This is a genomic window from Klebsiella sp. GG_Kp173, assembly GCF_040062415.1.
Lineage (GTDB): Bacteria > Pseudomonadota > Gammaproteobacteria > Enterobacterales > Enterobacteriaceae > Klebsiella > Klebsiella quasipneumoniae.
On sequence record NZ_JBEAFZ010000013.1, the window covers coordinates 1 to 13,156 of the forward strand.

The 13,156-nt window shown below is 61.0% G+C and carries 13 protein-coding genes; 4 read left to right on the top strand and 9 right to left on the bottom strand.

Annotated features, from left to right (window positions below; genetic code table 11):
- Positions 1 to 242: 242 nt before the first annotated feature.
- Genes ABLU50_RS08850 through ABLU50_RS08860 form a run of 3 tightly spaced genes read right to left on the bottom strand, consistent with a single transcriptional unit; the run spans position 243 to position 3,825 of the window.
- Positions 243 to 1,307: a sugar ABC transporter substrate-binding protein gene (locus ABLU50_RS08850; protein ID WP_004885784.1), complete on the bottom strand. Its 1,065-nt coding sequence runs from the start codon at positions 1,305 to 1,307 to the stop codon at positions 243 to 245.
- Positions 1,308 to 1,327: 20 nt separating this feature from the next.
- Positions 1,328 to 2,326, bottom strand: a complete 999-nt coding sequence (locus ABLU50_RS08855; RefSeq protein WP_057213946.1) for an ABC transporter permease — start codon at positions 2,324 to 2,326, stop codon at positions 1,328 to 1,330.
- Positions 2,323 to 3,825 (bottom strand): sugar ABC transporter ATP-binding protein, encoded by a 1,503-nt coding sequence (locus ABLU50_RS08860; RefSeq protein ID WP_087832420.1) that lies wholly within the window; start codon positions 3,823 to 3,825, stop codon positions 2,323 to 2,325. Before ABLU50_RS08860 ends, ABLU50_RS08855 begins: the two co-directional genes overlap by 4 nt.
- Before the next feature lie 163 nt (positions 3,826 to 3,988).
- On the opposite strand from ABLU50_RS08860, the gene ABLU50_RS08865 reads away from it, so the two are divergent.
- The 4 genes from ABLU50_RS08865 to ABLU50_RS08880 all read left to right on the top strand — a co-directional run bounded on the left by ABLU50_RS08865 (position 3,989) and on the right by ABLU50_RS08880 (position 6,743).
- The gene (locus ABLU50_RS08865) at positions 3,989 to 5,077 is read left to right on the top strand and encodes an oxidoreductase (RefSeq protein ID WP_087832419.1); all 1,089 of its coding nucleotides are present in this window, start codon (positions 3,989 to 3,991) and stop codon (positions 5,075 to 5,077) included.
- A gap of 57 nt (positions 5,078 to 5,134) precedes the next feature.
- The gene (locus tag ABLU50_RS08870) at positions 5,135 to 5,878 is read left to right on the top strand and encodes a 3-oxoacyl-ACP reductase family protein (RefSeq protein WP_023288792.1); all 744 of its coding nucleotides are present in this window, start codon (positions 5,135 to 5,137) and stop codon (positions 5,876 to 5,878) included.
- Positions 5,879 to 6,061: 183 nt separating this feature from the next.
- Positions 6,062 to 6,364 (top strand): type II toxin-antitoxin system RelE/ParE family toxin, encoded by a 303-nt coding sequence (locus ABLU50_RS08875; protein ID WP_017899060.1) that lies wholly within the window; start codon positions 6,062 to 6,064, stop codon positions 6,362 to 6,364.
- Entirely contained in the window at positions 6,339 to 6,743 is a 405-nt protein-coding gene (locus ABLU50_RS08880; RefSeq protein ID WP_023305666.1) for a helix-turn-helix transcriptional regulator, read from the top strand. The genes ABLU50_RS08875 and ABLU50_RS08880 overlap by 26 nt, the downstream gene beginning before the upstream one ends.
- On the opposite strand, the gene ABLU50_RS08885 is transcribed toward ABLU50_RS08880, so the two are convergent.
- The 6 genes from ABLU50_RS08885 to entE all read right to left on the bottom strand — a co-directional run bounded on the left by ABLU50_RS08885 (position 6,740) and on the right by entE (position 13,152).
- Positions 6,740 to 6,937 carry a YbdD/YjiX family protein gene (locus tag ABLU50_RS08885; protein WP_006809671.1) on the bottom strand — a complete coding sequence of 66 codons (198 nt, stop codon included), beginning with the start codon at positions 6,935 to 6,937 and terminating at the stop codon, positions 6,740 to 6,742. The two genes, ABLU50_RS08880 and ABLU50_RS08885, sit on opposite strands and share 4 nt — an antisense overlap.
- Before the next feature lie 60 nt (positions 6,938 to 6,997).
- Positions 6,998 to 9,103: a pyruvate/proton symporter CstA gene (cstA, locus tag ABLU50_RS08890; RefSeq protein ID WP_087832418.1), complete on the bottom strand. Its 2,106-nt coding sequence runs from the start codon at positions 9,101 to 9,103 to the stop codon at positions 6,998 to 7,000.
- Between the two features lie 407 nt (positions 9,104 to 9,510).
- The gene (entH, locus tag ABLU50_RS08895; protein ID WP_017899059.1) at positions 9,511 to 9,924 is read right to left on the bottom strand and encodes a proofreading thioesterase EntH; all 414 of its coding nucleotides are present in this window, start codon (positions 9,922 to 9,924) and stop codon (positions 9,511 to 9,513) included.
- Positions 9,925 to 10,671, bottom strand: a complete 747-nt coding sequence (gene entA / locus ABLU50_RS08900; protein ID WP_087832435.1) for a 2,3-dihydro-2,3-dihydroxybenzoate dehydrogenase EntA — start codon at positions 10,669 to 10,671, stop codon at positions 9,925 to 9,927.
- 8 nt (positions 10,672 to 10,679) lie between these two features.
- Positions 10,680 to 11,531: an enterobactin biosynthesis bifunctional isochorismatase/aryl carrier protein EntB gene (gene entB, locus ABLU50_RS08905; protein WP_087832417.1), complete on the bottom strand. Its 852-nt coding sequence runs from the start codon at positions 11,529 to 11,531 to the stop codon at positions 10,680 to 10,682.
- A gap of 13 nt (positions 11,532 to 11,544) precedes the next feature.
- Positions 11,545 to 13,152, bottom strand: coding sequence for a (2,3-dihydroxybenzoyl)adenylate synthase EntE (gene entE, locus ABLU50_RS08910; protein WP_057213923.1), 1,608 nt, complete (start codon positions 13,150 to 13,152; stop codon positions 11,545 to 11,547).
- Positions 13,153 to 13,156: the final 4 nt, after the last annotated feature.

Below are 13,156 nucleotides of genomic sequence, written 5' to 3' on the forward strand. Positions count from 1 at the left end.
TCTGGTTAAACGGCAAACTAAGTGGTGGTAAAGACTGACATCGGCATTATTACTGTCGCTATGGCCAATCAGCCGCATATTGCGGCTGTATTCGGGGGAAGGTAATGCTGACATAGTGGATTCCTTACGCCCGGTGGCGCTACGCTTACCGGGCCTACGGGTGCAGTTGGTGTTCCCCCTCTCCCTGCGGGAGAGGGCCGGGGTGAGGGCACCAGACCGCCCCACCGCCACCCGGCTTCGTTTTATTTGTTTTTCGCTTCCAGCGTCGCGAACCACGGGGCGATAAAGTCTTCCGTCTGGCCCCAGCCCGGAATGATTTTCCCCAGCGAGGCCACGTTCACCGCCCCCGGCTGGGCCGCCAGCAGCGCCTGCGGGATCGCCGCCGCCTTGAAGTCGTAGGTGGCTGGCGTCGGCTCGCCGGCAATCTTATTAGCGATCAGCCGCACGTTGGTCGCGCCGATAAGCTTCGGATCCACCGCCACGCTCACCTTCCACGGGCTGCCGGCTTCGCGCATCAGCTGCAGATCCTGGTTAGAAATATCAATGCTGTAGAGTTTGATCTCGGTGCGGCCGTTCTCTTTCAGCGCTTTATAGGCCCCCTGGCTAAAGGCATCCCAGGTGCCCCAGATAGCGTCGATTTTCCCTTTCGGATACTTGGCGAGGATCGCCCCCACCTTGTTAGCGGTGTCGCCCTGCACATCGGATGAAACGGCGCCGATCGACTCCAGCTCTTTAATTCCCGGATTTTGCTTCAGCAGTGTCTGGTAAGCCGCCTGACGGCGCTCCATCGGCGGGAAGCCCGCCACCCACAGCTTGACGATGTTGGCCTTGCCGTTGAAGTCTTTCACCAGCTGGCCAAAGGAGAGCTCGGTCAGTGAGGCGTCATCCTGCTGGCTGACCGTCACTCCCGGGATCTCACCGCTCACCGCAGTATCGAACACCGCCACTTTAATCCCGGCGTCCACCGCCTTCTTCACCAGGGCCGTCGAATAGGGGTCACGCCCCTGGGAGAGAATAATGCCGTCATATTTCTGACTGATCGCCTGGTTGACGAAGTCCTGGAACTTGGCGTCATCGCCGTTGCTCAGGAAGGTGCTGATTTTGAAACCGAGCTTTTTGCCTTCCTGCAGCGCCCCGGCGACAAACTGGGTGGTGTTATCGTCAGACCCCAGGTTGCGGATCACGGCAATGCGGATCGGGCCGTTGTGTTCGGCAATGGCCGCCGGCACCGGCGTCGGGGCGGTGGCCAGCGCCGCCGTCGACTGCAGCAGACCCAGCGTAATGAGAGAGAGTGCGATCTTTTTCATGCGGTTTACCCTGTAAAATGTTAAGTACGGCGCTGAAAATAGGTCAGTGCCAGCGCGCCAGCCAGTACCAGCCCTTTAATAATGTCCATCGCGTAATACGGCACCGAGAGCATCACCAGGCCGTTGGAGAGCACGCCGAGGATCACCGCCCCCACCAGCGTCCCCAGGGCGTTCGGTTTCCCGGAACCGGCCAGCGAAAAGCCGATCCAGGCCGCCGCCACCGCGTCCATCAAATAGCCGCCGCCGGCATTAACCTGCGAGGATCCGATGCGCGAGGCCAGCAGAATGCCGCCCAGCCCGGCCAGCAGCGAGGCAATCACATACGCCGCCACTTTATAACGCGTGATCCGCAGGCCGGAGAGCCGCGCCGCCTCCGGGTTGCCGCCGATGGCGTACATCCGCCGGCCGTGGGTGGTGAACGACAGCGCCAGCTGGGCGACCAGCGTTACCACCAGCATGATGATGACGATAGTCGGCACCTGGCCCAGCGAGCCAAACGCCGCCGGGATGGTGCCTTCCGCCATCTCGCCGCTCGGCAGCACCATGTTTTCGGTAATCGACCCGCCGTAGCTGTAGGTCATCGCCACCCCCTGAATCACAAACAGGCTGGCCAGGGTGGCGAGCATGTCGGGGATGCGCAGCACCACGATCAGAAAGGCGTTAAACAGCCCTACCAGAGTGCAGAGCACGAGGGTGATCAGGATTGCTTCGGTGGTCCCCAGGCCATGCCAGACGAACAGGGAGATCACCAGAGCGTTGGCCAGCGATGCCGTCGATCCGACGGACAGATCGAAGCCGCCGATGGTGAGGGAAATCGACACCCCAATGGCAATCACCGTCACGATGGCAATCGAGCGCAGAATATTGATGATGTTGAACGGGTCAAGGAAATTGTCCGAGGCGAGGCCAAAGACCGCCACCAGCAGCACCACGGTCAGCAACATGCCCCACTTATAGAGAAAATCAAAAAATCGCTGACGGCCCGATACCGTCGCGTTCACTGCCAGGGCCTTGCTCACGCTGCCGCTCCTCCGGTTGAATAATAAAGCAGTGTCTCTTCCCGGGCTTCCGCGCCGGGGATCTCCGCCACGATCCGTCCGTCCCACAGTACGCAGATGCGGTCGCATAAACCGACCAGCTCGGCGAATTCACCCGAGGCATAAATCACCCCTTTGCCTTCCCGCGCCAGACCATCGATCAGCATGAACAGATCGGTTTTCGCTTTCACATCGACCCCTTTGGTCGGTTCGTCAAAAATCAAAACATTGGCATGACTGCGCAGCCATTTGCCAATGGCCACCTTCTGCTGATTGCCGCCGGAAAGACGGCGCAGCGTCTGACCGGGACCGGTGGCGCGCACGCCAAGGCGGGCAATCACCTCCTCCGCCCAGCGCCAGGCCTGCCGATGGCCGAACAGGCTCCAGCGCGAAAAGTGGTTATCGGCGCTGACCGCCAGGTTCATCGCGATCGGCTCTTCGATGAAAATGCCCTCTTTGCGCCGCTCCTCCGGGACCAGCGCCAGGCCGCGCCCTACCGAATCGGCCGGATCGCGCGGCCGCCACGGCTGGCCGTTCAGCTCGCCGCGCTGTACCCGGCTTTTGCTGGCGCCGAACAGCGCTTTGCACAGCTCAGTTTTGCCCGCGCCGGCCAGCCCAGCGATACCAAGAATTTCCCCCTTGCGCAGGCGCAGCGAGATATCCTGCAGCAGCGCCTCATCGTGCAGCCCTTCTACCTGCAGCAGCACTTCTTCACCGTGCGGCGGTCGCGGCGGCGGGAAGATATCGCTCAGCTCGTGGCCCAGCATCTTTTCGACAATCTGTTCCCCGCTCAGCGGCGCCATCGGGCCGCTCTCAATCAGCCGCCCGTCACGCAGCACCGTCAGGGTGTCGCAGATCGCCTTCAGCTCGTGAATACGGTGCGAAATAAACACCACCCCGATCCCCTGCTGCTGCAGACGGCGCACCACCGCAAACAGGCGTTCGCTTTCATGCTGATCCAGCGGCGCGGTGGGTTCATCCAGAATCAAAAAGCGGCAATGGTGCGACAGGGCGCGGGCCAGCAGGATCTGCTGTTTTTCAGCAAGGGTGCAGCTATCAATAGAGCGCCTGACGTCCAGCGCCACGTCCAGCTGCGCCAGCGCCTCGCGCGCCAGCTGCCGAACCCGCGCCCAGCGGAAGGTCGTCCCCGGCTCAGCCAGCCTGTCCAGCATGATGTTTTCGGCAATGCTCAGGCCCGGCACCAGCGCCACGTCCACCTCCTGCTGCACCAGGTGGATCCCCAGCTGTTTGGCATCCCGCGGCGAACGAATGGTGACCGGCTGGTTGTTGATCGTCACCTCGCCTTCATAGTGGGCGTGGGTGCCGCACAACACGGCCATCAGTGTCGACTTACCCGCGCCGTTGGCGCCGGTCAGGGCATGCACCGACCCGCCATAAAGGGTGAAGGCCACCTTGTTCAGCGCCTGAAAGCCGGAGAAGGCCAGGCTAATGTTATGCATCTCAAGGCGATTCGAGCTCATCACTGCTCCCGTGCGGCAATTAATCTTCTGATTTAACGAATTTTTCATAGCCGCCGCTGGCTGACAACTGCGTAAAAAGCATAAGATACAACGAAATAATATTAGCCATCTGGATGTCCAGACATAACATCAGGTTAGCCCAACACCAATAAGGACAGCTTCCATGAGCAACAGCGATATCCGCGTCGTGCCCGGCCCGGCCAACTATTTTTCCCACCCTGGCAGCCTTGAGCGGCTAAGCGATTTTTTTAACGCCGACCAGTTGTCGCGGGCGGTGTGGGTCTATGGCGAGCGCGCCCTGGCCGGCGCCGAGCCTTTTCTGCCGGCGGCCTTCCACCTGCCGGAAGCGAAAAAGATCCTCTTTACCGGCCACTGCAGCGAACGCGACGTGGCGGGGCTGGTGCAGGCCTCAGGTGACGATCGGGCGGTAGTGATTGGCGTCGGCGGCGGCGCGCTGCTCGACAGCGCGAAAGTGCTGGCCCGCCGCCTGGGGGTTCCGCTGGTGGCCATCCCGACCATCGCCGCCACCTGCGCGGCGTGGACGCCGCTGTCGGTGTGGTACAGCGACGCCGGACAGGCGCTGAATTTTGAGATGTTCGATGACGCGAATTTCCTGGTGCTGGTCGAGCCGCGCATCATTCTCAACGCCCCGGCGGAGTACCTGCTGGCGGGCATTGGCGACACCTTAGCCAAATGGTATGAGGCCGTGGTACTGGTGCCGCAGCCGGAGGCTCTGCCGCTCACCGTGCGGCTGGGGATTAACGGCGCGCTGGCGATCCGCGACGTGCTGCTGGACAGCAGCGAAACGGCGCTGGCGGACCAGCGCCGCGGCGAGCTGACCCAGGCGTTTCGCGATGTGGTGGATGCAGTTATCGCCGGCGGCGGGATGGTTGGCGGGCTGGGGGAACGCTACACCCGGGTCGCCGCCGCCCATGCGGTGCACAACGGGCTGACGGTGCTGCCGCAGACGGATAAATTCCTCCATGGCACCAAGGTGGCCTACGGCATTCTGGTGCAAAGCGCCCTGCTCGGTCAGGATGAGGTATTGGCGCAGCTGGTGCAGGCCTGGCAGCGCTTTAACCTGCCGGCGACGCTGGCGGCGCTGGAGGTTGATATCAATAACCGCGCAGAGCTTGACCGGGTCATTGCCCATACCCTGCGCCCGGGCGAGTCGATTCATTATTTACCGGTGACCTTAACCCCTGGGGTTCTGCGCGCGGCGTTTGAGAAGGTGGAATACTTCAGCCGTTAATCACCCCGACCGTCTATACCTAATGATGATGCTCACCACTCTCGCAACGAGGTCATCATGCAGATCGATTTAACAGGTAAGAAGGCGCTGGTTACCGGCGCCAGCCGTGGATTGGGGCGCGCTATCGCGCTGTCGCTGGCGCGCGCCGGCGCAGATGTGGTTATAACGTATGAAAAATCGGCCGATAAAGCCCAGGCGGTCGCCGATGAAATAAAGGCGCTGGGTAGGCACGGTGAAGCGGTGCAGGCCGACAGCGCCAGCGCGCAGGCGATACAGGATGCTGTGACCCATGCGGCGCGTTCCCTCGGCGGGCTGGATATTCTGGTCAACAACGCCGGGATCGCGCGCGGCGGCCCGCTGGAGTCCATGACGCTGGCGGACATTGACGCGCTTATTAACGTCAATATTCGTGGGGTGGTTATCGCTATCCAGGAGGCGCTGGTGCATATGTCCGACGGCGGCCGCATCATCAACATCGGCAGCTGTCTGGCTAACCGCGTGGCGCAGCCGGGCATCGCGGTTTACTCAATGACCAAGTCCGCTCTCAACTCCCTGACCCGCGGCCTGGCGCGCGATTTAGGCCCCCGCGGTATCACCGTTAACCTCGTCCATCCCGGCCCGACCAACAGCGATATGAACCCGGAAGACGGCGAGCAGGCCGATGCTCAGCGTCAACTTATTGCGTTAGGCCACTACGGCCAGCCGGAAGACATCGCGGCGGCGGTCACCTTCCTTGCCAGCCCGGCTGCCGGGCAGATCTCCGGTACCGGTCTCGATGTGGACGGTGGTTTGAACGCCTGATCGCACATTTCCTGCAAGCCTCTGTCGTCCGGCAGAGGCCTTCCCGAGCACCCTCGACGGTTCCCGTTTTGCCGCTTTCTCCCGGTTTTTCTCCGCTCTACAGTAACCCATTAGAAATTCGGAATTTATCTAATAGTCTTATTATTTCCTTATATTCTGTGTGGGCGTACAGTGGAGGTACGGATGAAGATTGTCTGGTCAAAAACAGCAGAGAAGCAATTTTCTAAAATCGATACGCGATATCAGAACCGCATTAAATTCAGGCTGGAGAAGATGGATGATAAAACATCACCTGTCGCGGATATCAAGAAATTATCTTCTCCCGAAAACCACTACAGGTTGCGATTAGGTGATTACAGGGTCATTTACACCTTCGGAGACCCGCCGGGTGATACCTGTTACGTAGTGGCGGTAAAACGCCGGACAACCACCACCTACCTTCATGAGGAGCATACGGAATATGACTATTCAGTTCATCAAGGATGAAGAAGGAAAAAAACAGTATGTTGTCATTCCCTACGGTGAATATTTTCGCATGCGTTTAGCCATGCTTGAGTATGATGACGATGATGAAAACGACTGGGAAGACATCCCTTACGAATCAGATATCTACGATAACGTAGGTTTACCGGGTGAAGTGTGCGACATCATGCATAGCGAGAACGTCAGCCTGCAGGCCGCGTGGCGTATCCTGCGTGGGTTATCCCAGCAGGAGGTGGCGGAGAAACTCGGTATCAGCCAGTCCGCCGTGTCACAGCTGGAAGCGCTGGACTCCCGTCCGCAAAAACGCACCCGCGAAAAGCTGGCGGCGATCTACGGCTGTAAGCAGGAGCAGATCAGCCTCTATCTCCCGAAAGAGGGTTAACAGCACTTCGCCCCGCCCTTGCCGCCGTAGCGGGCGTCCTGGCGGTCGCGGAAAAATTCTTCGTAGGTCATTGGCGTCTGGTCCGGATGGTTGACGCGCATATGCTCGACGTAGTTATCGTAGTCCGGCACGCCAATCATCATTTTGGCGGCCTGGCCCAGGTACTTACCTGCTTTGGAAAGGGTGTCGAACATGATTCTGATCTCACAGGGAATGTAGGCCGGGTAAGGCGAAGCCGCCACCCGGCACAAAGGTTAGTGCGCCCCTTTCGCCTGGGTCACAATCTCTTCCAGGTTTTCAGGCATCGGCTCGTACGGCGTCTCTTTCGCCGTTGGCTTATCGTTTTTCAACGCCGCCAACGCGGTCTTGAGAGAATACAGCGCAAGCACCACCACCACGATCATAAAGAAGATGGTCAGCCCGGCATCGAGACGGTTGTTAAACACCAGCTGCGCCAGCTGCGACTCGGTATATTGCGCCGGGATTTTGCCGCTGTCGATCATCGCCTGGAACTTGTTGGCAATCGCCAGGAAGCCCACTTTATTGTCCGGGCTGAAGGCTTTCTGCCAGCCGGCGGTGAGGGTACAGATCAGCAGCCAGGCCGTCGGCACCAGCGCCACCCACGCATAGCGCTGACGTTTCATCTTGAACAGCACCACTGCGCAGAGCATCAGCGCCATCCCCGCCAGCATCTGGTTGGCGATACCAAAGAGCGGCCACAGGGTGTTAATACCGCCCAGCGGATCGACCACCCCCTGATGCAGGAAGTAGCCCCACGCCAGCACGCACAGCGCCGTCGCCAGCAGATTAGCCGGTAACGAATCAGTACGCTTCAGGTTCGGGGAGATCACACCCAGCAGATCCTGCAGCATAAAGCGCGCCGCACGGGTGCCGGCATCCACAGCCGTCAGGATAAACAGCGCTTCAAACAGAATGGCAAAGTGGTACCAGAACGAGACGTCCATCAGCCCGCCCAGCGCGCCGTGGAGAATGTAGGCCATGCCCACCGCCAGCGTAGGCGCCCCGCCAGCGCGGGAGATAATGGACTGCTCGCCCACCTCATTAGCGATATGCGTCAACGTTTCCGGGGTAATCGCAAAGCCCCAACCGCTCACCACCTGCGCCGCCGACGCCACCACATCGGTGGTTCCCGCCGGCGCCAGCACCGCCATCGGGCTGTTCATCGCGAAGTAGACGCCCGGGTCAATGATACAGGCGGCGACCAGCGCCATAATCGCCACGAAGGATTCCATCAGCATGCCGCCGTAGCCGATAAAGCAGGCCTGATTTTCATTCGCCAGCATCTTCGGCGTGGTACCGGAGGCAATCAGGGCGTGGAAGCCCGACACCGCGCCGCAAGCGATAGTGATAAACAGGAACGGGAACAGGTTGCCAGTCCATACCGGGCCAGTACCGTCGATAAATTTGGTCAGCGCCGGCATGGTCAGGGTCGGACGCATAATCAGAATGCCGATCGCCAGACCGACGATAGTGCCGATTTTGAGGAAGGTGGAGAGGTAGTCGCGCGGGGCCAGCAGCAGCCAGACCGGCAGCACCGCGGCGACAAAACCGTAGCCCACCAGCATCCAGGTGAGCTGGACGCCGGTAAAGTCAAAGAACGGCGCCCAGGTCGGGCTTTCCGCTACCCAGCCGCCGGAGATAATGGCGAACACCAGGAATATCAGGCCAATCACCGACACTTCGCCAATGCGCCCCGGGCGCAGATAGCGAATATAGATCCCCATAAACAGCGCCAGCGGAATGGTAAAGGCCACGGTATAGGTTCCCCACGGGCTGTGGGTCAGCGCTTTCACCACGATCATCGCCAGCACCGCGAGGATGATCACCATGATCATAAAGGTCGCCACCAGGGCAATCACCCCGGCGGTCGCCCCCATCTCCTCTTTCACCAGTTCGCCCAGCGAACGGCCGTCGCGACGGGTGGAAACGAACAGCACCATAAAGTCCTGCACCGCCCCGGCCAGCACCACGCCGGCGAGGATCCAGATCATCCCCGGCAGATAGCCCATCTGCGCGGCAAGCACCGGGCCCACCAGCGGCCCCGCGCCGGCGATGGCGGCAAAATGGTGTCCGAACAGCACTTTTTTGTCAGTCGGGACATAGTCGAGGCCATCGTTATGCCGCACCGCGGGCGTCATGCGCGTCGAATCGACGCCGAGCACGGTTTTGGCGATATACAGGCCGTAAAAACGATACGCGATCAGATAAACGCAGACTGCCGCGACGACAATCCACAGCGCGTTGATCTGCTCACCCCGGTTTAAAGCAATGTAGCCGAGGGCAAAGGCTCCGATCACGGAGAGCAGTGCCCAGATAAGGTATTTCCCTGAATTATTCATTGTTGTGGTCCACCGGTAGGGTAATCAGGATGTTACATTTTGTTTCTAGATCACAACGCAGAATTTAACAACATCGAAACAGCGCAGATGCCGTCCACCCACAGAGATTTGTCTCACATTGCTAGCGAGATCACTTAAGGCTGGAAAATGAATGAAAGGATTATGCGGGTTGCCAGTCGATGACCGAATCGGTCCAGTTACGCCGTGATTTTGCCGGGTGGCGCTGCGCTGACCCGGCCTACAACGGCATCGATGCTGACTGAAACTGCCGGTGTTGGCGGTCTCAACATCGCTGAGACATTCCCGAAAGGCCGGGGCAGACCGTAGGCCCGCGCAAGCGCAGCGCCGCCGGGCGTCAAAACCGTAGCCCGGCTAAGCGTAGCGCGAGCCGGGGAAACAGCGGCTCCTTAGCCCAGCACCGCGGTGCCCAGACGACAGGTGCAGCAGCGCCGCCCCTTCTCGTCATACACCACAATCTCCCAGCTCTGGCTCTGCCGGCCAAGATGCAGCGGGCGGCACTCGCCGCGCACTTTCCCGCTGGAGACCGCCCGGTGATGGGTGGCGTTCAGCTCGGTACCCACCACGCACTGCCCCTCTTCGGTCATCAGCCAGCCGGCCATCGACCCCAGCGTCTCCGCCAGCGCCGCTGAGGCCCCGCCGTGCAGCAGGCCAAACGGCTGATGGGTGCGGGCATCCACCGGCATTTCCGCCTCCAGCAGCCCAGCTTCCAGCCGGGTGTAGACGATCCCCAGATGCGCCACCAGGGTGTTTTCGCTACTGGCGTTCAGCGCCGCCAGCGTGAGCGCTCGTTTCCAGGTCATTTACGCCCCCAGCGTCGAGCCGCCGTCTACCACGATATCCTGCAGGGTGATATGGCTGGCGTGAGAAGAGGCGAGGAACAAAATGGTATTGGCGATCTCCTGTGGGCGGGCAATCTTACCCAGCGGGATGCCGAGCTTAAACTGCTCGCCGAAACCGCGGATCCGCTGCTGCTCCGCATCGTCGCTGACCCACAGCGTGCGCTGCATATCGGTATCGGTAGAGCCCGGCGACACCAGATTACAGCGCACCCCGCTGCCCGCCAGCTCAAGGCCGACGGTTAGCGCCAGGCTTTTCAGCGCCGCTTTCGAGGCGCCATAGGCGCTCATGCCGATACGCGGCGTATGCGCGGCATCGGAAGCGACGGTGACGATGGCCCCGCCCCGCTGGCGACGGAACTGGGCCATCGTCTGCTGAAACAGATTAAACGCCCCGCCGACGTTGACCGCGAAGGTCTGCCGCCAGTCTTCCGCGCTCAGCTGGTCGGTGGCGCCCATGCGCAGGATCCCGGCGGCGTTCACCAGCACGTCTAATCGCTCGGTGTTCGCCAACAGGCGGCGGCACACTTCGCGTACCCGGTCGGCATCGGCGATGTCCAGCGTTTCGGTGGCAAACGGGTAGCGTTCGCCGTCAAAGGCGAGGTCGAAACCGGTGACGTTGGCCCCGGCCTCCACAAAAGCCAGCGCGGTGGCATAGCCAATGCCTTTACCGGCGCCGGTCACCCACACGGTCTGGCCGCGAAAATCCAGCGTCGCCATTATTGCACCTCGCGGGAAACCAGCGCCCACCAGGCGTCGATGGTCGGGTTTTTCGCCAGCATCACGAAGTCGATATCGCCGTGCACCTTGCGCCAGCGGGCGGCGAGGGCCATCATCCGCACCGAATCCAGACCGTAGTCGATCAGGTTTTCATCATCCAGCGGTTCGTCGGATTCGTCGAGCAGCGGCAGGATCAGCGCGCGCAGCGCCGCTTTGCTGGCCGGCAGCGGCAACAGCTCTTCGGTCATCACCACGCGGCCGGAACGGCCGGCGACGTATTTCAGCGCCATCAGGTGCTCTTCGCGGCTGAAGTCCGCCAGCGCGTCGGCGACAAAGAACGGTTTGATATCGCGCATAAAGGCGTCGGTGGCGGTGGTCATGCAGCCGATATGGGCGTAAACGCCGGTGATGATCAGCTGGTCGCGGCCGCTCTCTTTCAGCATCTCTTCAAGCGGCGAGCGATGAAACGCGCTGTAGCGCCATTTCACCAGCACGGTGTCGTCTTCGTCCGGCGCCAGGGCGGCAATCACTTGCTGCTGCTCCGGCGAACGGGTCAGCCCCGGCCCCCACATATCATTCAGCAGGGCGCGGTCTTCATCGCTCTGCTCTTTCGGCTGGGCGGTGTAGTACACCGGAATGCCGTTCTGTTTGCAGAAGTCGCGCAGGGCGGCGATATTGGCCACCACTGTTTCCATCATCGCGCTGTTTTCGCCCCAGAAATTGAGAAAATATTCCTGCATATCATGGATCAGCAGCGCGGCGCGGGAAGGTTCAAAGGCCCAGCTGACTTTGTTCGCCGGAATATCGCTGGCTTCCGGCAGCGCGTAAGCCTGTAATTTAGGGATTGCCATTTTCTGTTCTCCTTCAGCCCAGCTTGCCTTCGGCCAGCCACTGACGTAATTGTTTCTTATCGACTTTGCCCACCGGCGTCAGCGGCAGCGCGGCAACGCACTCCACGCGGTCCGGCAGTTTAAATTCAGCCACCCCCTGCTCGCGCAGGAAGCGGCGCACCGCGACGGCGCGCAGCGGCGAGGTCACCACGAGGTAAGCGCAGCTCTTCTCGCCCAGCAGATTGTCTTCAATGCTGACCAGCGCGGCGTGGATCACCGCCTCATGGCGCAGCAGCAGGTTTTCGATCTCTTCGGCGGCGATCTTCTCGCCGCCGCGGTTGATCTGATCTTTTTCCCGGCCCTGAACGGTGATATACCCGTCCTCATCGATCGAAATCAGATCGCCGGAGCAGTAGAAACCCTCGGCGTCGAAGGCCTCCGCGTTATGCTGCGGGCTGTTGTAGTAGCCGCGGAAGGTGTAGGGCCCGCGGGTCATCAGGCGGCCCACTTCGCCGCGTGGCAGCGGGTTGCCCTCGGCATCTGCCACCCACACTTCATCGTCCGGGCACATCGGGCAGCCCTGGGTATGGATGATCCGCTCCGGGCTGTCGTTAAGGCGGGTGTAATTCACCAGCCCCTCCGCCATGCCGAACACCTGCTGCAGCTGGCAGCCGATTTCCGCCGGAATGCGCGCGGCGAGGGTCGCCGACAGGCGCGCGCCGCCGACCTGCAATAGCTGCAGCGATTGCAGTTGCGCGTTGCTGCCCCATTCGTGAATGGCCTGCAGCCACAGGCTGACCGCCGGCGGCACCAGCGAGGCAACGTTGATCTGATGTTGTTCAATCAGCGGGAAACAGAGGGTGGCGCTCGGGTCGGCGGCGAGGATCACCCGCCCGCCGGCGAGGAAAACGCCGAGCGAACCCGGGGAACTCATCGCATAGTTATGCGCCGCCGGCAGCGCGTTGAGGTAGCGTGTCTCAGCGTTAATCCCGCAGATCTCGTTGCTGCGGCGGATACTGTAGTCGTAATCGTTATGGGTACGCGGGATCAGCTTCGGCGTCCCGGTGCTGCCGCCGGAGAGCTGGAAAAAGGCCACTTCGTCGGCAGGGGTTGGGTTGGCGATAAAGTTATCCGCCGGGCGGTTAATCTCCGTCGCCAGATCGCGCTCGCCGCCGTCGTTACGCAGCAGCGCCACGCGCAGGGAAGCATGTTCAGCGATAAACGCATGGAGGAAGCTATCGTCGGCAAACAGCGCGTGCTCGCGGTCGGCGATCAGCAGCGCCGGCTTAATCTGCGCGGCGTAGGCGTTAAGCTCGCTGCGCTGGTGGCTGAACAACGCGTTCACCGGCGCGACGCCGATGCGCAGCAGCGCGAAGAAGGTGATGTAAAACTCGGCGACGTTGCCCAGTTGCACCAGCGCGGTTTCTCCGCGCTTCAGTCCCTGACGCTGCAGAGAGCAGGCAAGGTTGTCCACCCGCTGGTTAAACTGGCGGTAGCTAATGTGTCGATCGCCATCGATAATCGCCACGGCGTCGTTTTCTGCGTGACGGGTGATCAGATTGGTTAACGGCAGATCCTGCCAGTAGCCTTTTTGACGATAGCGGGCCGCGAACTCATCCGGCCAACGGGTAAATGCAATCATCCTT

What these genes read in the sequence shown, in the direction of transcription:
- ABLU50_RS08850 (WP_004885784.1), bottom strand. Translation starts at nt 1,307, where the DNA reads ATGAAAAAGATCGCACTCTCTCTCATTACGCTGGGTCTGCTGCAGTCG.
- ABLU50_RS08860 (WP_087832420.1), bottom strand. Translation starts at nt 3,825, where the DNA reads ATGAGCTCGAATCGCCTTGAGATGCATAACATTAGCCTGGCCTTCTCC.
- ABLU50_RS08865 (WP_087832419.1), top strand. Translation starts at nt 3,989, where the DNA reads ATGAGCAACAGCGATATCCGCGTCGTGCCCGGCCCGGCCAACTATTTT.
- ABLU50_RS08870 (WP_023288792.1), top strand. Translation starts at nt 5,135, where the DNA reads ATGCAGATCGATTTAACAGGTAAGAAGGCGCTGGTTACCGGCGCCAGC.
- ABLU50_RS08875 (WP_017899060.1), top strand. Translation starts at nt 6,062, where the DNA reads ATGAAGATTGTCTGGTCAAAAACAGCAGAGAAGCAATTTTCTAAAATC.
- ABLU50_RS08880 (WP_023305666.1), top strand. Translation starts at nt 6,339, where the DNA reads ATGACTATTCAGTTCATCAAGGATGAAGAAGGAAAAAAACAGTATGTT.
- ABLU50_RS08885 (WP_006809671.1), bottom strand. Translation starts at nt 6,937, where the DNA reads ATGTTCGACACCCTTTCCAAAGCAGGTAAGTACCTGGGCCAGGCCGCC.
- cstA (WP_087832418.1), bottom strand. Translation starts at nt 9,103, where the DNA reads ATGAATAATTCAGGGAAATACCTTATCTGGGCACTGCTCTCCGTGATC.
- entH (WP_017899059.1), bottom strand. Translation starts at nt 9,924, where the DNA reads ATGACCTGGAAACGAGCGCTCACGCTGGCGGCGCTGAACGCCAGTAGC.
- entB (WP_087832417.1), bottom strand. Translation starts at nt 11,531, where the DNA reads ATGGCAATCCCTAAATTACAGGCTTACGCGCTGCCGGAAGCCAGCGAT.
- entE (WP_057213923.1), bottom strand. Translation starts at nt 13,152, where the DNA reads ATGATTGCATTTACCCGTTGGCCGGATGAGTTCGCGGCCCGCTATCGT.